The 21,899-nt window shown below is 64.0% G+C and carries 12 protein-coding genes; 5 read left to right on the top strand and 7 right to left on the bottom strand.

Annotation, left to right across the window (positions count from 1 at the left end; all coding sequences use genetic code 11):
* Position 1: 1 nt before the first annotated feature.
* Together ACPW75_RS12900 and ACPW75_RS12895 are read left to right on the top strand one after the other, a co-directional pair.
* The gene (locus ACPW75_RS12900; RefSeq protein ID WP_077097184.1) at positions 2–1,039 is read left to right on the top strand and encodes an efflux RND transporter periplasmic adaptor subunit; all 1,038 of its coding nucleotides are present in this window, start codon (positions 2–4) and stop codon (positions 1,037–1,039) included.
* Positions 1,032–4,229, top strand: coding sequence for an efflux RND transporter permease subunit (locus ACPW75_RS12895; protein WP_077097186.1), 3,198 nt, complete (start codon positions 1,032–1,034; stop codon positions 4,227–4,229). The genes ACPW75_RS12900 and ACPW75_RS12895 overlap by 8 nt, the downstream gene beginning before the upstream one ends.
* Before the next feature lie 60 nt (positions 4,230–4,289).
* Here the strand turns inward: ACPW75_RS12895 and ACPW75_RS12890 are convergent, their stop codons facing one another.
* The gene (locus ACPW75_RS12890; protein WP_077097188.1) at positions 4,290–6,719 is read right to left on the bottom strand and encodes a diguanylate cyclase domain-containing protein; all 2,430 of its coding nucleotides are present in this window, start codon (positions 6,717–6,719) and stop codon (positions 4,290–4,292) included.
* A gap of 445 nt (positions 6,720–7,164) precedes the next feature.
* On the opposite strand from ACPW75_RS12890, the gene ACPW75_RS12885 reads away from it, so the two are divergent.
* From ACPW75_RS12885 to ACPW75_RS12875, 3 genes are all read left to right on the top strand, one after another.
* The gene (locus ACPW75_RS12885) at positions 7,165–8,181 is read left to right on the top strand and encodes a lipoate--protein ligase A (RefSeq protein WP_077097190.1); all 1,017 of its coding nucleotides are present in this window, start codon (positions 7,165–7,167) and stop codon (positions 8,179–8,181) included.
* Positions 8,182–8,369: 188 nt separating this feature from the next.
* A complete protein-coding gene (locus ACPW75_RS12880) occupies positions 8,370–10,064 on the top strand; it encodes a pyridoxal phosphate-dependent decarboxylase family protein (protein WP_425904313.1) in 1,695 nt (564 codons plus the stop codon).
* Between the two features lie 228 nt (positions 10,065–10,292).
* Positions 10,293–11,081, top strand: coding sequence for a hypothetical protein (locus ACPW75_RS12875; RefSeq protein ID WP_077097192.1), 789 nt, complete (start codon positions 10,293–10,295; stop codon positions 11,079–11,081).
* A 130-nt stretch (positions 11,082–11,211) separates the two neighbouring features.
* Here the strand turns inward: ACPW75_RS12875 and ACPW75_RS12870 are convergent, their stop codons facing one another.
* The 6 genes from ACPW75_RS12870 to ACPW75_RS12845 all read right to left on the bottom strand — a co-directional run bounded on the left by ACPW75_RS12870 (position 11,212) and on the right by ACPW75_RS12845 (position 21,593).
* Positions 11,212–11,574: a copper-binding protein gene (locus ACPW75_RS12870; RefSeq protein ID WP_179101476.1), complete on the bottom strand. Its 363-nt coding sequence runs from the start codon at positions 11,572–11,574 to the stop codon at positions 11,212–11,214.
* A 58-nt stretch (positions 11,575–11,632) separates the two neighbouring features.
* A complete protein-coding gene (locus ACPW75_RS12865) occupies positions 11,633–14,761 on the bottom strand; it encodes an efflux RND transporter permease subunit (protein ID WP_077097196.1) in 3,129 nt (1,042 codons plus the stop codon).
* Positions 14,762–14,834: 73 nt separating this feature from the next.
* The gene (locus ACPW75_RS12860; RefSeq protein WP_179101477.1) at positions 14,835–16,352 is read right to left on the bottom strand and encodes an efflux RND transporter periplasmic adaptor subunit; all 1,518 of its coding nucleotides are present in this window, start codon (positions 16,350–16,352) and stop codon (positions 14,835–14,837) included.
* Positions 16,353–16,635: 283 nt separating this feature from the next.
* The gene (locus ACPW75_RS12855; protein ID WP_024945065.1) at positions 16,636–17,073 is read right to left on the bottom strand and encodes a hypothetical protein; all 438 of its coding nucleotides are present in this window, start codon (positions 17,071–17,073) and stop codon (positions 16,636–16,638) included.
* A gap of 182 nt (positions 17,074–17,255) precedes the next feature.
* Positions 17,256–20,384 (bottom strand): efflux RND transporter permease subunit, encoded by a 3,129-nt coding sequence (locus tag ACPW75_RS12850; RefSeq protein WP_077097198.1) that lies wholly within the window; start codon positions 20,382–20,384, stop codon positions 17,256–17,258.
* 9 nt (positions 20,385–20,393) lie between these two features.
* Positions 20,394–21,593 carry an efflux RND transporter periplasmic adaptor subunit gene (locus ACPW75_RS12845; protein WP_425904469.1) on the bottom strand — a complete coding sequence of 400 codons (1,200 nt, stop codon included), beginning with the start codon at positions 21,591–21,593 and terminating at the stop codon, positions 20,394–20,396.
* Between the last annotated feature and the right edge of the window lie 306 nt (positions 21,594–21,899).

Genomic DNA, 21,899 nt, shown 5'->3' with positions numbered 1-21,899 from the left:
CATGGAACAGATCCGCGTGCTGGGGGCCACCATGCTGGCCATGACCTCCGCTCTTGTCTCTCCGATGACATGGTCTGCCGAGGCGACTGGTGATGCGACCCTGACCCTGGTTCCCCGTCAGGTGACCGACTGGCTTACCCTGGATGGCACCGTCAGTGCCATCCATCAGGGGACGGTGGCGGCCCAGACCAGCGGCCGGGTCTCCCGCATGCTGGTGGATGTGAACGATGAAGTCGTCGCCGGGCAGCCCCTGCTGGAGATCAGCGGCAAGGAGCAGTTTGCCGCCGTCACGGGTGCCCAGGCGCGACTGGCGCGGGCACAGGCCCAGCAGGTGGAGGCAGAGCGCCAGCTTGCCCGCTTTCAGGCGCTGATCGCCAAAGGGGTGATCACCCGCGCCCAGCTCGACAATGCCCAGGCGACCGATCGCGCCGCTCGCGCCGAGGTAAACGCTGCCGACGCAGCCCTCACTCAGGCCCGCGAGGCCTACGGCTATACCCGCATTCTGGCCCCCTACGCCGGGGTGGTGACCAAGCGGCTGGTGGAGTTGGGGGAGACGGTGGCACCCGGCACGCCGCTGCTCTCCGGCTTTTCCCTTGATGCGCTGCGGGTGGAGGTAGATCTGCCCCAATCTGCGCTCGCACTCGCCAGTCAGCCAGCGGATGTGCAGGTGCTGCTGCCGGATGGCAACACCGTTACCCCCCTCAAACTGACCCGCTTCAACTATGCCGACAGCCAGAGCCATGCCTTCAGGCTGCGCCTCGACCTGCCACCGCAAACCGCGGGTGTGCTGCCCGGCATGTGGCTCAAGGTGCAGCTCAAGCAGGGTGAGCGTCAGCAGTTGCAGGTGCCGGAGCAGGCCCTGCTCAGGCAGGGTGAGTTCAGCGGTCTCTACCTCAAACAGGGGGATGGCTGGGCGCTGACGCCGGTGCGGGTGGGTCACTGTCAGGGGGCGCAGTGCGACATTCTGGCGGGTGTCCAGAGTGGCGATCAGGTAGCGGCGGATGGCTGGGCTCGCCAGCAGGCGGTGGCCCATGAGTAGCGAGCTGAACGGCAACAAGGAGAGGATGGGGCCTGCCGGTCGGCTGGCGGCGCTGTTTCAGGGCTCGGCCATCACCCCGCTGCTGGCGCTGGTGGGGCTGCTGCTCGGTCTGTTTGCGGTGCTGGTGACCCCCAAGGAGGAGGAGCCGCAGATCGATGTCACCTTCGCCGATGTCTATATCCCCTTCCCGGGCGCCACGCCGGCAGAGGTGGAGTCTCTCGTCACCACCCCTGCCGAGCAGGTGGTCTCCCAGATCAAGGGGGTCGATACCCTCTACTCGTTCTCTCGCCCCGATGGCGCCCTGCTGGTGGTGGTGTTCAAGGTAGGGGTGAGCCGCGAACAGGCCATCGTCGATCTCAACAACCAGCTCGACTCCAACCGCGATTGGCTGCCACAGGGGATCGGGGTCGGCCAGCCACTGGTAAAACCCCGGGGGATCGACGATGTCCCCATCGTCAGTCTGACGCTCTGGAGCAAGGAGTGGCAAAAGCAACTGGGCGCCGCCGAGCTGACCCGGGTTGCCCACGAGCTGGAGACCGAGTTCAAGCGACTGCCCGGTACCCGCGACATCTATAGCCTGGGCAGCCAGCGTGCCGTGCTGCGGGTGATGCCGGATCCGGCGGCCCTCAGCGCCCACGGCATCAGCTGGGGCGAGCTGAGCCAGCGGCTTGCCGCCGCCAATCAGGTGGGTAGCGAGCAGGCCGTGGTGCAGGACAACCGGGAGATCAAGGTGCAGGTGGGGCAGTTCCTGCAAAGTGAACAAGAAGCCCGCGAGCTGGTGGTGGGGCTGCAGGGGGACAAGCCGGTCTATCTCGGTGATGTGGCGAGCGTGTCGCTTGGGGAGGAGACCCCGGTGCAGCGCAGCTGGATGGGGCAGGGGCAAGCCAGTTATCCGGCGGTGACCCTGGCCATCGGCAAGCAGCCCGGCCAGAACGCGGTCGAGGTGGCCAAGCGGGTTGAGGCGCGGGTCGAGAGCCTCAAGAATCGACTCATTCCTGCTGGGGTCGAGGTGACGGTGACCCGTGACTACGGCGTTACCGCCGAGACCAAATCCAACACCCTGATCGGCAAGCTGATTTTTGCCACCACGGCGGTGCTGCTGCTGGTGCTGGTGAGCATGGGCTGGCGCGAGGCGCTGGTAGTGGGCGTTGCCATCGTCATCACCCTGGCGCTGACCCTGTTTGCCAGCTGGGCGTGGGGTTTTACCCTCAACCGGGTGTCGTTGTTTGCGCTGATCTTCTCCATCGGCATTCTGGTGGATGACGCCATCGTGGTGGTGGAGAACATCCACCGCCATCGCGGACTGGGCAAGGGAGCCCTCAATGATCTTATTCCGGGAGCGGTGGACGAGGTAGGCGGGCCGACCATACTGGCGACCCTGACGGTGATCGCGGCCCTGCTGCCGATGGCCTTTGTCAGCGGCCTGATGGGCCCCTACATGAGCCCCATCCCCATCAATGCCAGCATGGGGATGCTGATCTCCCTGCTGGTGGCCTTTATCTTTTCCCCCTGGCTGGCGAGCCACCTGCTCAAGAAGGAGGGACATGTTGCCCACGGTGAGGCCAAGGCCGGCCTCTTTCAGCGGCTGATGACCCCTTTCCTGATGGGCGCTGGCGCCAGGAGAGCGAGACACAAGCTCTGGCTGGCCATCCTGCTGCTGGTCGCGGGCGCCGCCGCCATGCCCATGGTGCAGTGGGTAGTGCTCAAGATGCTCCCCTTCGACAACAAGTCGGAATTCCAGCTGGTGCTCGACATGCCGGAGGGGGCGACCCTGGAGCAGACCGAGCGCACCCTGCTGGCGGTCGGGCGGGAGCTTGCCAAGGTGCCCGAGGTGAAGGATTACCAGATCTACGCCGGCACCGCGGCCCCCATCAACTTCAACGGGCTGGTGCGTCACTACTTCATTCGCAGCGGCGCCAATGTGGGGGATATTCAGGTCAATCTGGTGGACAAGCATGAGCGCCATCGCAGCAGCCACCAGATTGCCCAGTCGGTGTGGGCGCCGCTGCAGGCCATCGCCAGTGCGGCAGGGGGCAACCTGAAAGTGGTGGAGGTGCCGCCCGGCCCGCCGGTCTGGTCACCCATCGTTGCGGAAGTGTATGGCCCGACTCAGGCCGCCCGTGAGGCAGCCGCTCGCGCCGTACAGGCCCGCTTTGTGGCCACCGAGGATCTGGTGGATGTGGATATCTATCTGACCGACCCACAACCCAAGTGGCGGCTGGTGGTGGACCGCAGCAAGGCGGCCCGCTTCGGGGTCGATCTCGGGGAGCTGGTGAACACCCTCAATGGCGGGGTGGGCTATCAGGATGCCAGCTGGCTGCAGGGGCACGGCGCCAAGTATCCGGTGCCAGTGCGCATCGAACTGGCCCCCGGCGACAAGCGGGATCTGGCGGGCGTGCTGGCCCTCAAGGTGCGCAGCCAGAGCGGCCAGCTCATCCGGGTGTCCGAGCTGGTGAGCCGCCGTGACGAGCTGGCCCCCGGCTATATCATGCACAAGAACATGCAGCCCATGGTGATGGTGGTGGCCGACATGGGCGGCCATACCGACAGCCCGCTCTACGGCATGTTTAGCGCTGGCGCCGATATCGAGCTGCCCCAGTATTACGTACAGCAGCCCGACAAGCTGGGAGAGGTGGCGCTGTTGTGGGACGGGGAGTGGAAAATCACCTATGAGACCTTCCGCGACATGGGGCTAGCCTACGGGGTGGGGATGATCCTCATCTACCTGCTGGTGGTGGCCCAGTTCCGCTCCTATCTGGTGCCGCTCATCATCATGGCGTCCATTCCGCTCACCCTCATCGGGGTGATGCCGGGCCACGCCCTGCTGGGGGCCCAGTTTACCGCCACCTCGATGATCGGGATGATCGCGCTCGCCGGGATCATCGTACGCAACAGCATCCTGCTGGTGGACTTTATTGAGCAGCAGCGGGCGAGCGGCGTGGTGTTCGAACAGGCGGTGATCGAAGCGGCACAGGTGCGGGCCAAACCCATCCTGCTGACCGCGCTGGCGGCCATGATCGGGGCCCTGTTCATCCTCGATGATCCCATCTTCAACGGGCTGGCCATCAGCCTGATTTTCGGGATCCTGGTCTCCACCCTGCTCACCCTGGTGGTGATCCCGCTGCTCTACTACAGCCTGATGTCGCGCCCTGGGGTCGCGATCGCGGCAGACCAGCCGGGCACACAATGACAGAAGGGCCACCTCGGTGGCCCTTCTCGTTTCACTCGTTCAGGTGGCTGGGGCGCTGGGTCAGCGTCCTTTCATCAGCGGGAAGTAGCGCCGATCGGCCTGGCTCATGTGGCCGACAACCAGCTCCTGAATGATGAAGTTGAGCAACTCGTCGTTGCCCAAGGTGCCCGCCCTGGCGGCGGTCATCAGCTGGCTGGCTTTTTGCAGCAACAGCTGGTGGTCTTGCTGGTGGCTGGCCAGCTCCGGGTAGCCGAGTTCGGCCAGCATCTGCTCTTCAAAGGCGAAGTGGTGGCGGGCCACGTCGAACAGGCTCTCCATGCACTCCAGGAACAGGGCCGGGTGCTCCTGGTGATCCTTCATGTGTTCCAGCAGCCGGTTGGTCAGCACGAACAGCTGACGATGCTCGGCATCGATGCGGGGATGGCCGCATTCGTGGCTGCTCTGCCACACCAGCGAGCCCTGCTCCGGATCGAGCCCGGCGGTGAACAGACAGACCCGGCCCCGCCCTCTGCCCTTGGCCTGGTACATGGCCTGATCGGCGTGGTGCATCAGGGTCTTGGGGTCGGTACCGTGCTCCGGATAGAGGGCCACCCCTATGCTGCTGGAGATGCGCAGCTCCTGCTCCTCGTCGATGCGAAACGGATGGCGCAGGCTCTGGTGCAGATGGTCGGCCACCGCCAGCGCCTCGTCCCCGGTGTCGGGCAGCAGGATCACGAATTCGTCCCCTCCCAGCCGTGCCACCAGATCCCGCTCCCGCACGCAGTGGCGCATCCGTTCCGCCACCATGTTGAGCAGCACGTCGCCGGTCTCGTGGCCGAAGGTGTCGTTGATCGGCTTGAAGTGGTCGAGATCGATGAACAGCAGAGCCAGCTGCGCTTCGCTCTCCATGGCCTCCTTCAACCGTTGCTGCAGCAGCCGGCGGTTGGGCAGGTTGGTGAGGGGATAATAGAAGGCGAGCCGGCGCATCATCTCCTCGCGGGCGGCCCGCTCGGTGATGTCGCGGGTCACCCCCAGAATCGCCTCCGGCTCCCCCTGCTCGTTGCCGTGCAGGGTGGTGACCGTTTCGGTGGCCACCAGATGTCCCTCTTTGTGACGCAGCTGGGTACGAATGACGCAGCGGGTCTGCTCGTGGTCGCCGCGTTGCCAGGCGGCGAGGGAACCGCTCAGCTCGGCGCGCAGCTGTTTTCTGGATGTTTCCGGAATAAGCTGCCTGATGGGGAGGGTCAGCACGTCGATCGCCTCGTAACCGCTGAGCGGCAGAATGGCAGGGCTGACGTAGCGAAAGCGCAGGGTGGCGGTGTCCATGGTCCAGATGACGTCAGCGCTGTTCTCCGCCACGAAGCGGTAGTGCTGCTCGCTCTGGGCCAGCTCGCGGGTGAGCCGCTGGCGGTCGCGCGCCTCCTGGCGCAGGCGCAGGTAGAGGTAGCAGAAGATGCCGAGCAGGGTCAGCAGGGAGAAGGTCACCAGCATGGCCACCGCCACGCTCTTGTCGAGCAGCTGGCGCTGCTGGCGGATCCGCTCCCGATCCGGGTTGTAGAGGAAGTGCTCGAGGTCTGGCAGGGCCGAGAGCAGGCCAGCTTCGAGGTAACTTCTGGCGATCTGCTGCCAGCGCTCCGGCTGCATGTAGCCGGGCTCGACCAGATCTGGCTGCATCAGCTCCCGGGTGGCACTGGCTTCGAACTCCAGCTGCTCGCGGCCATAACCGCTTGGGTACTGTTCCATGATCCAGTTGATCATCTCGGCCGGGTTTTCCATGGCATAGCGCCACCCCTTGAGGCTCGCCTGCTGAAAGGCGTAGACCCGCTCCGGCCGGTTGTTCAGCTCGCGCTCCGAGGTGAACAGGTTGTCACCGTAGAAATCGAAGTCGATGCTGCGGGGGGAGAACACCCGATAGGGGATCCCCATCCGGGCCAGATAGAAGGGCTCGGTGGTGCTGTAGGCACTGATGGCGTCCACCTGGCCGGCGAGCAGCGCCTTCAGCCCCTGTTCATAGGGCAGCTTGCTCCAGCTGCCCGGCGGGGCATGGCGATTGAGGTAGATCTGCAGCTCCTGGGAGCCGGGCTCCAGCATCAGCCGTTTGCCTGCCAGATCCGCCGGTTGGCGAATGTCGGGCCGCTCCAGGGTGAGCAGCACCAGCGGGGAATGCTGCAGCATGGAAGCCAGCACCACGACCGGCTGGCCACTGGCGCGCGCCAGCAGCAGATCGCTGCCGCTGACCCCGTACTGGGCATTGCCCGACATCACCTCGTTGACCACATTGGTGCCGGTGACGGCGGGTCGCAAGGTGACATCCAGCCCGGCATCTCGATAGAAGCCTCTGGCCTGGGCCGCGTAATAACCGGCAAACTGGAACTGATGTTGCCAGGGCAGTTGCACCACTATCTTGTCCACCGCCTTGGATGGCAGGGAGAAAAGGGTGCAAAACATCGCTGAACCAAGCATGGGCAGATACCGGAGCAGGCGATGAAGGGAGGAATTTACGACACTCATACTCATTCCTCTCGGGAGACGGGGGTCAGTCCTAGAGTCAAACAATTCCTTGTTGCCCGCAAGGGGGCGAAAGGGCGCTGGAATGGGGGATGTGTGACAGAAAAAAAGATTTCTGTGTCACTCATCACATTTGGCTTTCCTGCTCGGTATTTTTGGCAATTATGCGAATAATTACGGAGCCATATGACCAATAAAAACGGTCGCATTTTAATCGTATTTGCCAGCCGTTTACCTCAATATCAGTGAGTGATTACTTAATTTTCAGCGCAATGCGTCAGCCTGTGTCGCCGTATCAACGGATACATTTATGTTGCTGTCAGATTGTGTCGATCTTTCATTTGTTGCGTTATCAGTCAGTAACGAGCCGAAACAGGCAGAAGGGGGGCCGGATCCTGTCGACCCCGGTGTTATGATAGCGACTCTTCCATCCCGATGAGGCCTTCTCATGTCCCGATTGAGTTTGTTGCTGTCCGACTCTCACGACCCCCTGTTCAACCTGGCGGTGGAGGAGTGCATCTTCCGCCAGATGGATCCGAACCAGCGGGTGCTGTTCCTGTGGCGCAACGCCAATACCGTGGTGATCGGCCGGGCCCAGAATCCCTGGAAGGAGTGCAACACCCGCCGCATGGAGGAGGACGGGGTTACCCTGGCCAGGCGCAGCAGCGGCGGCGGCGCCGTGTTTCACGACCTTGGCAACAGCTGCTTCACCTTCATGGCGGGCAAGCCGGAGTATGACAAGAGCATCTCCACCGCCATCGTGCTGGACGCGCTCACGCGGCTCGGGGTCGAGGCTTTCGCCTCCGGGCGCAACGATCTGCTGGTGGCGACTCAGGACGGGGAGCGCAAGGTGTCGGGCTCGGCCTATCGGGAGACCCATGATCGCGGCTTTCACCACGGCACCCTGCTGCTGGACGCCGACCTCGGCCGGCTCGCCAACTACCTCAATCCCGACCCCAAGAAGCTGGCGGCCAAGGGCATCAGCTCGGTGCGCAGCCGGGTGGCCAACCTCTGCGAGCTGCTGCCGGGCATCGATCACCAACAGGTGAGCGAGGCGCTGCAGGAGGCCTTCTTCAGCCACTACGGCGAACGGGTGCAGCCCGAGCATATCTCTCCCGAGCAGATGCCCGATCTGCCCGGCTTTGCCGACACCTTCGCCCGCCAGCACAGCTGGGAGTGGAACTTCGGCCATGCCCCCGCCTTTAGCCATCAGCTGGACGAGCGCTTCGGCTGGGGCGGGGTGGAGCTGCATTTTGACGTGGAGAAAGGGGTGATCGGGCGGGCGCAGATCTTCAGCGACAGCCTGGATCCGGCACCGCTCGATGCGCTGGCCGCGCGGCTGCCCGGCACGGCCTACCGCGCCGATGCCCTCGACGACCTGCTGCGCCAGTGGCGCAGCGAGTTTGCGGCCCGGGAGACCGAGCTGGAGGAGCTCTCTCGCTGGTTGCTGGCGGCGCTGCGCTGACGCTTTTCTCGCCGATGGGGCGGGTGGATCACAAAATCAAAAGAGGCGCCCGAAAGGCGCCTTTTTGCCAGCCGCCGTCCGCCCTCATGCATGACAAAAAGTAGGGGAGGCCATTAGATATTGTCGCTGTTTCAAACGGCGACCCGGGGGTATAAGGACTGCACATTTGCTGTACTAATGGTATAAAAATGAGTGACTTGGTCTATTTGAAAGATGAAGGCGTCAACGCCATCCACCCCGAATTCGAACGTCGTTTTGCCACAGTCAAAGCCAACTTCTTCTCGCGCCACCCCGATCTCTGGCCGGTCTTCCGTGAACCCGGTTTTGCCACCCTCAACGAGTTTCGCGCCCGCGGTCTGGCCCCGGCGGCGCGGCTCAATGCCTGGCCTGATGGCCGCGCCCGCCTCGCCGACTTGTGCGAGACCATGCCGGTGCCGGCCACCATGCGCACCCCGGGCGAGCCCATGGCCGAGCTGCTGTTTGCCGGCGCCCTGTCCAAAGACTGGGAGAACCCCTCCAGCGTCGAGAACGTCATCACCATGTCGGCGGATCCCGCCATCTACGGCGCCCAGATGGGGATCCTCGCCAACCCCAATCTGGTCTACTCCGAGTATGCCGGGGTGGCCGAGGAGCTGGAGAAGAAGGTGGTGCGCCAGATAGCGCTGCTGGCGGGTTACGATCCGGCCCGCGCCACCGGCATCTTCACCCAGGGGGGGACCTTCTGTAACCTCTATGGCTACCTGCTCGGCATCCGCAAGAGCCTGCCGGAGGCCAAGCACAAGGGGCTCGGCCACTATCAGGATTACCGCATCATCAACTCCCAGGGCGGCCACTACTCCAACATCACCAACCTCTCCCTGCTCGGGGTCGACATCGAGAACAAGACCATCCGCATCCAGGTCGGCGAGAACAACGACATCGATCTCGACCACCTGGAACGTACCCTGACCGCCTGCTTCGCTCTCAAGCACGTGGTGCCCACCATCATGCTCACCATGGGTACTACCGATACCTTCGGGGTGGACCAGGTGAAACCCGTGGTCGAGCTGCGGGATCGGCTCTGCGAGCGGTTCGAGGTGGCGGTCAAGCCGCACATCCACGTGGATGCCGCCATCGGCTGGTCGATGATCTTCTTCCTGGACTACGACTTTGCCGCCAACCCGCTGGCCATCAACAGCGCCACCCTGGCGGGGATCGAGCGCAACGTGAGCCGCTTTGCCGAGCTCAAATACGCCGACTCCTTCACCGTCGACTTCCAGAAGTGGGGCTATGTGCCCTATACCTCCAGCCTGGTGATGATCAAGGAGCAGGATGACCTCAAGGCGATGGAGAACGACCCGGAGAACTTCTCCTATTTTGAGCGGGACATTCAGGGCCAGACCCACCTGCAGTCCACCATCGAGTGCTCCCGCGGGGCGAGCGGCCTGTTCGGTGCCTATGCGGCGCTCAACTACCTGGGGGTGGAGGGCTATCGCACCGTGCTGGCCCACTGCCTGCAAAACGCCAACTACTTCCGTTTCCGGTTAAGCCAGCTCGGCAACGTCAAGCTGGTGGCCCAAGAGAACCAGGGGCCGAGCGTGGGCTTCAAGATCTACAACCCCGAGTGGGTGCAGGACCCCGACGCCGAGTTCGCCTTCGAGCTGGCGCGCAGCCCGGATGCGGCCTACAAGGCGCGCTTGCAGCGCAACACCGACTACCACCGCAGCCTGTTTACCGGGCGCGGCAAGGTGGGGCTCTACACCAACTGGGTGGAGGCCATCGCTCACTCCGACTATGACGCTCGCGGCAAGTACTCCTACATCGCCGGGGAGAAGGCGGTCTTCATGAACCCGGCCTGCGGCCGCGAACAGATCGACGCCTTTATCGACCATATCCGCGGCTGATGGTGCGGCAGTGACGGGGCGCAGGCGGGTTTCCCCCTGCTCCCTGTTTTTCTGATACGCCAAGCAATTGAATCAAAAGGGCTTGCTTGCGAATGGCCCGGGAAGTGTGAGGTGCTGCACGTTGCGCCCCTCTGCCTCCCTTTCTGACTTTTATCCCCCTGTTTTTTCCGTACGGTATGGACTCCAACGGGTTGATTTTCTGCCCTGGACATCAACAAAGGAGTCGTTATGGACAAGCACAGACGCAGAGTCACCCTGGGGCTGTTGAGTACCCCCCTGGTCGCCACCCTCGCCGGCTGCAACAGCAGCAATGACAGCCAGGGGAGTGCGGGGGATTTTCGCACCACCCTGACCGACCGCTTGAGCGCCGAGCTGCACGACGAGCAGACGGCCCGCCAGCTGGCCCCCTTCATCGAGGAGGCCTGCTTCAACATGACCCCGTCCCGGGTCGCCATCGACCAGGCCCACTGCGTCATCGCCTTTGCCTTTGGCAACCGCCCCAACGCCTCGGGCAACCCGGATGAACTGGCCGAGCCCGGCCCCATGAACGAGGCGCTGGCCGCCTGCTGCGCGGCCCTCTATCGGCAAAAGCCGGTGCCCATGTATGTGCAGTGGGAGATCGCCCGCTTCCTCGACTCGGCCCGCTATCCCGATATCCCGGCCCGGGATGTCATCTCCATCGAGCCTTACTGGGATGATGAGGGCAAGCTGGTCTACCTCAGCACGGACGGGGTGGTGGAGGCCATCGTCAGGGATTACGCCGGTGGAGAGGCTGCCGCCCTCGGCACGGCGGCCGTCATCGGTCACCGCGACCACGTCAAACGCTGCATCATCACCTGCCGTGCCCGCAAGGTGACGAGCCATGCCCCGGAGGGGATCGAACTACCCGTCTGGTATGACGAGCAATCCGATCAACCCTGGACCCGTCGCCGCGACCTCTATGTATTGCAGGACATGTCTGTTCAGTTGCTCGGGATAGCTCAGGCGAATATCGCTCAGGCTTATCCGAACGGCTGAGGAGGCCGCTCGGCGGATAGTGCAGTAGCGGATAGTGCAGTAGCGGATGGTGCAGTAGATGGCGCAGTAGATGGCGCAGTAAAAGAAAACGGCGGGATGATCCCGCCGTCTTTTATTGCAATGACTCCGCTTACTGTTTCTGGATGGCGGTCACGGTGAGCTTGCCGGCCGGGTTCTCGGCGTGAAAGCGCACCGCATCCCCCACTTTCAGATCTTTGAGCAGGGCCGGATCGGCCACCCGAAAGACCATGGTCATGGCGGGCATCTTGAGGTTGTCGATCGCCTCGTGCTTGATGCCGACCTTGCCGTTGGCCGCGTCGATGCGGCTGATGACCCCCTGGGTCATCGCCATCTCGCCCATCTCGTTCATGCCTTCCATCTGGCTCATCTGGCCCATGTCGTGGCCGGCATGGTTCATCATCTCCTCGGCCAGCAGGCTGGTGTGGGTGGCAAGGCCAAGCAGCAGGGTCAGGGTCAGCGTCTTGTAGTTCATGGTGTTTCCTCGTCGTTGATTCAGATTCTTGGTTGTCAAAAAGGGCGCTGCCACCGGGTTAGCCGGCGGGTTGGTGCTCGGCCGCGCCCAGGTGCCGGCTACGCCACAGGTAGTAGGCGGCGGGCAGCACCAGCAGGGTCAGTACCAGCGCACTCACCATGCCGCCGATCATGGGGGCGGCGATGCGCTGCATCACCTCGGAGCCGGTACCGTGGCTCCACATGATGGGCAAGAGGCCGGCGATGATGGTGACCACCGTCATCATCTTGGGGCGCAGGCGCAGGGCGGCGCCGTGGATCACCGCCCGGTGCAGGCCCGCCTGGTCCGGCTTGCCGCTGGCCACGAGGTCATCCCAGGCGTGGTTGAGGTAGACCAGCATCAGGACGCCGGTCTCCACCGCCACCCCGGCCAGGGCGATAAAGCCCACCCCGACTGCCACCGAGAGGTTGAAGTCGAGCAGCCAGAGGGTCCAGATCCCGCCCACCACCGCCAGCGGCAGGGTGGTGAGAATGAGCAGCACCTCCTGGAAGCGGCGAAACGCCAGATAGAGCAGCAGCACGATGATGGCGACCGTGAGCGGCACCACGTAGGCGAGGCGCGCCTTGGCCCGCTCCATGTATTCGAACTGACCGGACCAGGTGAGGGCGTAGCCCGCCGGCAGCACCAGCTGCTTGTCCACCTCGGCCTTGGCCTCTGCCACGAAAGAGCCGATGTCGCGGCCGCGAATGTCGACGTAGACCCAGCCGTTGAGGCGCGCGTTTTCACTGCGCAGCATGGGCGCCTCGTCGCTGATGTAGACCCGAGCCACGTCCGCCAGCGCGATGCGCGCACCGCTCGGAGTCACCACCGGCAGCAGCTCGAGGCTCGCCACCGAATCGCGATAGCTCTGGGGATAGCGCAGGTTGATGGGGTAGCGCTCGCGCCCCTCGATGGTCTGGCCCACCTCCATGCCGCCCACCGCGGTGGCGAGCACCGCCTGTACGTCGGCAATGTTGAGGCCGTAGCGGGCCGCTTTTAGCCGGTCGATATCCACCTTCACGTAGCGGCCACCGGCGACCCGCTCGGCGTAGACCGATGAGGCGCCCTCCACCTTGCCGACGATCTGTTCCAGCTGCTGGCCGAGCTGCTGGATCACCTTGAGGTCCGGCCCCGCAATCTTGATGCCGACCGGGGTCTTGATGCCGGTGGCCAGCATGTCGATGCGGGTCTTGATGGGAGGCACCCAGGCGTTGGTGAGGCCGGGGAAGCGGATGAGGGAATCGAGCTCTTCTTTCAGCTTTTCCGGGGTCATGCCGGGGCGCCACTGGTCGCGGGGCTTGAGCTGGATGCTGGTCTCCATCATTACCAGATCGGCGGGGTCGGTGGCCGATTCGGCGCGCCCCGCCTTGCCGAACACGTTCTGCACCTCGGGCACGGTACGAATGAGCTTGTCGGTCTGCTGCAAAATCTCCCGTGCCTTGCCCACCGAGATATTGGCTGCTGTGGTGGGCATGTACATGATGTCCCCTTCATCCAGCGGCGGTATGAACTCGGAGCCCAGGTATTTGAGCGGCCAGAAGCCCGCCACCGTCACCACGGCGGCGATGGCCAGGGTGGTTTTCGGACGGGCCAGCACGGCTTTGAGCAGTGGCACATAGCCCTGGCTTAGCCAGCGGTTGAGCGGATTGGCCTGCTCCGCCAGCACCTTGCCACGAATGAAGTAACCCATGATCACCGGCACCAGCGTGATGGCGAGCCCGGCCGCCGCCGCCATGGCGTAGGTCTTGGTGTAGGCGAGGGGATGGAACATCCGCCCCTCCTGCGCCTCCAGCGCGAACACCGGCAGGAAGCTGATGGTGATGATCAGCAGGGAGAAGAAGATGGCGGGCCCCACTTCTATGCTCGCCTCGGTGATGATGCGCCAGCGGTTCTTGTCGGTGAGCGCCTCCCGTTCCATGTGCTTGTGGACGTTCTCGATCATCACGATGGCACCGTCCACCATGGCGCCGATGGCGATGGCGATGCCCCCCAGCGACATGATGTTGGCGTTGATCCCCTGCAGGTGCATGACGATAAAGGCGGTCAAAATCGCAATAGGGAGGGAGATGACCACCACCAGCGATGAGCGCAGGTGGAACAGGAAGGCGAGGCAGACCAGTACCACCACCGCGAACTCCTCCACCAGCTTGCCGGAGAGGTTGTCGATGGCGCGCTGGATAAGGTCGGAGCGATCGTAGACGGTGACGACCTCGACCCCCTCCGGCAGGCTGCTTTTCAGCTGGGCCAGCCGCGCCTTGACCCCGTCGATGGTGTGCTGGGCATTCTCGCCATAGCGCATGACGATGATGCCGCCCACCACTTCTCCCTCGCCGTTGAGCTCGGCCAGACCGCGCCGGCTCTGGGGCCCGGTGACCACATCCGCCACGTCACCCAGCAGCAGCGGGGCGCCGCGCACAGTGGTACCGAGCGGGATCTGCTTCAGATCCTCGACGCTTTTCAGATAGCCGTTGGAGCGCACCATGTACTCCGCTTCCGCCATCTCGATGACGGAGGCGCCGGTCTCCTGATTGCCCTGCTTGATGGCGGTCTCGATCAGGGAGAGCGGGATGCCGTAGGCGCGCAGCTTGTCCGGGTCGACCCGCACCTGATACTGGCGCACCATGCCGCCCACGGTGGCAACCTCGGAGACCCCCTCCACCGTCTGCAACTCGTACTTGAGGAACCAGTTTTGCAGCGAGGTGAGCTGGCTGAGGTCGTGCTTGCCAGTTCTGTCCACCAGCGCGTACTGATAGACCCAGCCCACCCCGGTGGCATCGGGGCCGAGCTGGGGACGGGCGGAGGCGGGCAGGTTGGGGGCCACCTGACTCAAATACTCCAGCACCCGGGCGCGAGCCCAGTAGAGATCGGTGTTGTCGTCAAACAGTACATAGACGAAGGAGTCGCCGAAGAAGGAGTAGCCGCGCACCGTGGTGGCCCCCGGCACCGCCAGCATGGCGGTGGTGAGCGGATAGGTCACCTGATCCTCCACCACCTGGGGCGCTTGGCCCGGGTAGGCCGTCTTGATGATCACCTGGACGTCGGAGAGATCCGGCAGGGCGTCCACCGGGGTCTGCTTGACCGACCAGAGCCCCCAGGCGGTGAGCATGACGGTCAGTAGCAGCACCAGAAAGCGGTTGCCCACGGACCAGCGAATAATCGAAGGGATCATGATCTGGCTCCTTGCTCATGTTGCGCAGAGAGCGGGGCTTGGTTGTCGGCAAGGTAGCAAATGATGGCAGGGATCATGACTTGGCTCCCATATCGTGCTGGCTATGGTCCATGCCTTCCATCTTCTCCATCTCATCTGCCGCAGGCTTGGCGTCGCCGTCAGTAGCGGGTGCCTGCTCCTGATGGATACTGGTGATGCGGTACTCATCCCCCTCCTGCATCACCTGCAGATGCAGGGTTTGCCCCTCGGTCAGCTTGCTGATGTCCACACCGTCGGCGACGGTGAACTCCATCTCCATGGCGGGCCACTGCCACTCGGGGATGGGCTGGTGGGAGACCATCAGGGTGCGGTTGGCCAGATCGATGCTTTCAACCTCGCCCTGGGTCCACACCTGGGCAGGGCGCACCGCCGTCATGCGCTGGAAGTCCGAATCGATGGCCGATTCGGAGTCGAGCAGGAACTGGGCCGAGCTGACGATACTGTCCCCCGCTTCGACCCCTGCCTTGATGGCGACCTTGTCGCCAAACTGGGGGCCCAGGGTGACGGCGACCGATTTGAAGCTGCCATCCCCCAGCGCCAGCACCAGCCTGTCCTGGCTGCCGGTGCGGATCACCGCTTCGCTCGGTACCACCAACCGGGGTTCGCCCTGCCCGGTGCGAATGCTCACCTTGGCGAACATATTGGGTTTCAGAAACTCGTCCGGGTTGGCAAAGCGCAGCCGCACCTTGAGGGTGCGGGTGGCGGCATCCAGGGTCGGGTAGAGGTAATCGACCCGGCCCTGCCAGTGGCGGCCGGGGGCATAGTCCAGGGCCATGGTGACCGGATCGCCCACCTTCAGCTGGGCCGCCTGGCGCTCGAACACCTCGGCACTCACCCACACCTGCTTGAGGGTGCTGATGTTAAAGAGCGCCGCGGCGGGCTCCACATACTGGCCTTCGCGCACTTTCAGCTCGGAGACATAGCCGCTGCTGGGGGCATAGATGCGCACCGTCTCCTGCACCTGACGGGTGCGTTTGAGGGCCGCTATCTGATCCGCCGGCACCTGCAGGGACTTGAGCTTGCCCTCGGCGGCGCGCAGCAGCAGGGGGTTGGCGGTGTTGAGGGCGAGCAGGTACTCGTGCTGGGCGTTGACCAGATCCGGGGCGTAGAGCTCGTAGATCAGGCTGCCTTTGCTCACTTGCTGCCCCTCGCTCTTGATGGCGAGGGTGCGGATCCAGCCTGCCATGCGGGCGTTGACCGCCTCCAGCCGGTCCTCGTCATAGCCAACGTAGCCCACCGTCTCGATCTGCTGGTGGATGGGGAGCGTCTCCACCTTGGCGAGCCGCACCCCCAGGTTCTGCTGGATCTCGGGGTTGATGGTGACGGTGCCCGGCGAGCCGCCCTGTTTTTCCTCATAGACGGGGATAAAGTCCATCCCCATGTTGTCCTTGGCCGGAGCATCGCGCTTGTCGCGCGGATCCATGGGGTTGACCCAGTAGAGGGGCGTCTTCTCCTTGGCAGTGGGGCCAGCAGTGGTCTGTTTGGCGGCCCAGTAGCCGCCACCGGCGCCGAGGGCCAGCAGCAGGGCGGACATCAACAACGTCTTGTTCATGACAAGCCTCCGGCGCGCGGGAGGCGAACGGAGGGCTGGCACGGCTGCACGCAGGCAGACCGGGTAACGGGGGTGGATGACATGGTATCTCTTCTCTTCTGTCAGGCCGCCGGAGTGGTGGTATGTGCGGGCAGGGCATCACCACGAGGCGGCAAACGGGGCGCAGCTGTGTCAGCGCGCACGGCTCCCTGCGAGCGGGCCGGTTTGACCAAGGCGCAGGGTCAGGCAAGGCGGCAGAAAACAGGCAAGCCGAGGCTTGCCGCTGCCGCGAGAGAAGATCTTTCTAGTGGCGCAGCACCGACAACATCAGGTGTCGGCGCGGCCAGGAGGGAGGGTGGGTGCCGCGGGATCGCAGGAAGGGATCCCGCAACCAGTTGTCCAGCACGCTGCTCGCCGTCCCGAGGGGCAGCAGCAACAGCGGCAGAGCGAGCAAGGTCAGCAGGGCTGCCAGCAGCGGCAGGCCGGGAGTGCCGGTCGAGGTGAGCCCGCCGTGCATCTGGCACTCCTGGCTGGCAGCATCTTGCGCTCCCGCATCCGGGCTTGCCCCGTGGCAGGAGAGCCCCTGCATGGCGCTGTCGCTCATGGCCTGATTGCCGTGAGTCATGGCGGCGTTGAGGGCATCCACCCCGTGCCAGCCGATGCAGAGGGTGAGATTGCAGACGAGCATCAGCCCCAGCAGCAGCCGGGCAATGCGTTCGATGGGCAATCTCGCTACGAGCATGGGGAAAATCCTGACAATGACTGGGGGCACTGTAAACCTTACCTTGAGAGCAAGGTCAAGATATGTGGGCCACAGGATACCGGCCGCGTGATCCCGCTCGCGGCTCGGGCCCGGCTGCGAGGTGTTGTCCCCTCTGGCGGATAAAAAAAAGCCCCCGCATGGCGGGGGCTGTGACTCACGACTTACGATTTGGGTTGCGCCGTCTTGCCGCTGGCGCGTTCCGAGCGCCGCATGATGAGGCGGAAGAACAGCGGGATGAAGAAGATGGCGATGAAGGTCGCCGCCAGCATGCCGCCGATGACCGGCCAGCCGAGGGCATGGCGGCTCGCCGCCCCGGCGCCGCTGGAGGTGACCAGCGGCACACAGCCGAGGATGAAGGCGAGCGAGGTCATGACGATGGGGCGAAAACGCAGCCGCGCAGCCTCCAGCGCCGACTCGATGAGACTCATTCCCTCCTCGTGCTTCATCACCGCGAACTCCACGATCAGGATGGCGTTCTTGGCCGCCAGGCCCACCAGGGTCACCAACCCTATCTGGAAGTAGACGTTGTTGGTCAGACCCACCAGCCAGGTGGCTAGCAGGGCGCCGAACAGGGCGAACGGGACGGCGGTGATCACCGCAAACGGCAGGCTCCAGCGTTCGTACTGGGCCGCCAGGATGAGGAAGATCATCACGATGCCGAAGCCGAACGCGGTGCCCGCACTGCCAGCGGCCGCTTTTTCCTGATAGGCGGAGCCGGTCCACTCCAGCTTGGCGTCGTTGCCGAGGGACTCGTCGGCCACGGCTTCCAGCGCGGCGATGGCCTGGCCGGAGCTGTAGCCCGGCGCCGGCTGCGCCATGATCTTGGCCGCCTGGAAGATGTTGAAGCGCTCCACCAGTTCGGGGCCGGTGGCATCACGCACCGTCACCAGGCTGCTGAGCGGGATCATCTCCCCCTTGTCGGAGCGCACATAGACGTTGCGGATGTCGCTCTTCTTGGCGCGGTAGTCCGCCTCGGACTGCAACTGCACCCGATAGGTGCGGCCGAACTGGTTGAAGTCGTTGACATAGACCTGGCCGAAGGTGGCCTGCATGGTGTCGAACACGGCGTTGATGGGCAGCCCCAGTGCCTTGGCCTTCTCGCGATCCAGATCGAGATAGACCTGGGGCACGTTGGCGCGGTAGGTGCTGGTCACGCTGGCGAACTCGGGGCGCTGCTTGGCCGCCTCGAGGAAGCGCTGCACCTCGGCCGAGAAGGACTGGGCATTGCCGGTGCTGCGGTTCTGCAGGTAGGCCTCCAGCCCGCCGGTGGTGGACATGCCGGTGATGGGGGGCGGGTTGAAGGAGGCGACGAAGCCGTCCGCCAGCCCCATCAGGCTCATGCCCTGGAAGGTCTTGGCCAGGGAGAAGGAGTCCTGCCCGGCACCTTGCCGCTCGCTCCAGTCCTTGAGGGTGATGAAGCTGATGCCGCTGTTGCTGATGATGGCGTTGGAGAGGATGTCAAAGCCCGAGAAGGTGATGACGTCCTTCACGTTGGGGTTGGCCATCGCCATCTGGTCGAAGTCGTTCGCCACCGCCTGGGTGCGGGTGAGGGAGGCCGCATCCGGCAGCATGACGGCGGAGAGCAGGTAGCCCTGGTCTTCGTTCGGCACCAGCTCGCCCGGTACCTTCATCAGCAGGCCGTAGATGGAGACCAGGATGAAGGCGATGATGGTGAACGCCACCCCGACCCGGCGGTTGAGGAAGGCGACACCGCGCACGTAACGGCGGGTGAGGCCGTCGAAGGCGTTGTTGAACCAGACGAAGAAGCGGGCCGGCTTGTGGTGGCCCTCTTTGAGCAACACGGCACAAAGGGCCGGCGACAGGGTCAGCGCCACCAGACCTGAGATGGCCACCGACACCGCCACCGTGATGGCGAACTGCTTGTACATGACCCCGGTCATGCCGCCCATGAAGGCGACCGGCAGGAACACGGCGCACAGCACCAGCACGATGGCGACCACCGGGCCGGAGACCTCCTGCATGGCTAGGATGGCCGCCTCTTTGGGCGAGCACTTCTTCTCCTGCATGATCCGCTCGACGTTCTCCAGCACCACGATGGCGTCATCCACCACGATACCGATGGCGAGCACCATGCCGAACAGGGTCAGCAGGTTGATGGAGAAGCCCAGCACCAGCATGCCGGCGAAGGTCCCGATGAGCGACACCGGCACCGCGATACAGGGGATCAGGGTGGCGCGGAAGTTCTGCAGGAACAGGTAGACCACCACGAACACCAGCACGATCGCCTCGAACAGGGTGTGTACCACCTCCTCGATGGAGATCTTCACGAACTCGGTGGTGTCGTAGGGGATCTGGTACTCGATGTCCTGCGGGAAGCGCTCCTTGAGGCGCAGCATGGTGGCGTGTACCTGATCGGCCACCGCCACGGCGTTGGCGCCCGGTTGCAGATAGGTGGCGATACCGATGGCCGGCTTGCCGTTGGCCTTGGCCAGCAGGTCGTAGTCCTTGCCGCCGAGCTCTACCCTGGCCACGTCCTTGACCCGGATCTTCGAGCCGTCCGGCATGGAGCGGATGATGATGTTCTGGAACTCGCGCACATCCTCCAGCCGTCCCTTGGTCTGCACCGTGTAGGTGAAGTCGATGGGGGCCGTGGTGGGCTGGGCGCCTATCTTGCCCGCCGCGAACTGGGTGTTCTGCTCGCGGATGGCGCCGATCACGTCGCTCGGGGTGAGTTCAAGCTGGGCCAGTCGATCCGGCCGCAGCCAGATGCGCATGGCGTAGTCGGTGCCGCCGAACAGGGTGGTGTCACCGACCCCGGGAATGCGCTTGAGCTCGTCGATGATGTTGAGCAGGGCGTAGTTCGACAGGTAGGTGGTATCGAAGGTGCCGTTAGGCGATTGCAGGGTGACCACCTGCAGGATCGAGGTCGATTTCTTCTTGACCGTCACCCCCTGCTTCTTCACCTCTTCCGGCAGCTGGGCCATGGCGGCCGAGACCCGGTTGTTGACGTTGATGGTGGCCTGATCCGGATCGGTGCCGATCTCGAAGTAGACGTTGAGGTTCATCTGGCCGTTGGAGGCCGAACCCGACTGCATGTAGAGCATCCGCTCCACGCCGTTGATCTGCTGCTCGAGCGGCGCGGCCACCGTCTGGGAGATCACCTCGGGGGTGGCGCCCGGATAGAAGGCGGTGACCGACACCACCGGCGGGGTGATCTGCGGGTACTGCTCGATGGGCAGCGATCGCATCGCCGCCAACCCGCCCAGCACTATGATGATCGAAATCACGCTGGCGAAGATGGGGCGTTCGATGAAGAACTTGGAAAACATACGAACTCCTTACTTGGCCGCGTTCTGGCCGACCATCTTGCCGGTGATCGCCTTCATCTCGGAGGCCGTGACGGGCTTGACCACGGCGCCGGGACGGGCCTTCATCAGCCCCTCGACGATGTAGCGCTCACCGGGCTCGAGGCCGCTGTCGATCAGTACGCCGCTGTCGACCACGGAACCCAGCTTGACCGGGCGGGGCACTACCTTGTTCTCTTTGTCCACCACCATCACCATGCGGTCGGCCTGGGACTGGACGATGGCGCGCGGCGGCACCAAGATGGCATTTTTGCGGGTGCCCAGATCGATGGTCATGCGCACGAACTGGCCTGGCAGCAGCACGCCGTCCTTGTTGTCGAAGATGGCGCGGGCCCGGATGGTGCCGGTTTGCGGGTCGACCCGGCTGTCGGAGAAGTTGAGCTTGCCTGCCTCAGGGTAGACGGAGCCGTCCGCCAGCCGGATGTGGGTGCGCCAGTTGGTGGCATCCTTGGCCTCAATCAATCCCTTTTTCACCGAGTTCTCGAAGTTGAGGCGATCCTGCTCCGAGTAGGAGAAGTTGACGTAGAGGGGATCGAACTGGGTGATGGTGGTGAGCAGGCCGTTTTCGCCGCTGGTGGAGATGAGGCTGCCCTCGGACTGGGAGCTCTTGCTCGCCATGCCGTTGATGGGGGCGGTGACCTGGGTGTAGCTGAGGTTGAGCTCGGCCTCTTTCACCTTGGCCTGGGCGGCCTGATGGCTGGCGATGGCCGCCTCGTAGTTGGCGATGGTGTCGTCATAGTCCTTGCGGCTCACCACCTGGCGCTTGAACAGCGGGATGATGCGATCACGGTCGGCGCGGGCCTTGTTGAGGCGGGCCTGCTCCTGGGCCAGGGTGCCCTTGGCCTGCTCCAGCGCCACCTTGTAGGGCTCGGGGTCGATCAGGAACAGCGCCTGACCGGCGGTGACCGGCTGCCCCTCGATGTAGGTGCGCTTGAGCAGGATGCCGCTCACCCGGGAACGCACGTCAATTTCGCGAAAGCCGGCGGTCTCGCCCACCATTTCGGTGGTCATCGGCACGTCGGTCAGCTTGACCTCGGCCACCACCACGGGCATCGGCGGCAGTGCCTGGGCTCCGGTGGCCGGTTCATCACCACAGGCGGTCAGTGCGCTGGCCAGTGCCAGGGCGATACAGCCGCGCTTGAACATCTCTTCCCTGACGTATTGCACCTTCATCATCACACTCCTGTGGGATGGTGCGCGATTGCCGCGCCCAGCCTTTTTCTTCATGAACATGGTTAACTGCATGGTTACAAATTTAACTCATTGGATTACTGACAGTTTTCTAATGATAGAGCACGAATATTGAACCCAGGCTGCTCGACACTGAAAGTTGTCGGTGTCGATCGCGCAGTTGCGGAGGGGGCCGCGACAATTTGTGTCAGTCTGGCAGACCCTGCATCGTGACCTTGCTGGGGAGCTGGAGACCCGGAGGGAATTATAAGAAGGAAAAAGCGGGGGAAGTGGGGGCTTGGTCACAGA

The organism is Aeromonas sp. FL131 (assembly GCF_049860615.1).
In the GTDB taxonomy this organism is placed as follows: Bacteria; Pseudomonadota; Gammaproteobacteria; order Enterobacterales; family Aeromonadaceae; genus Aeromonas; species Aeromonas hydrophila.
The sequence above is the reverse complement of the archived record's forward strand: the minus strand, read 5'-3'. Positions and strand labels throughout refer to the sequence as shown.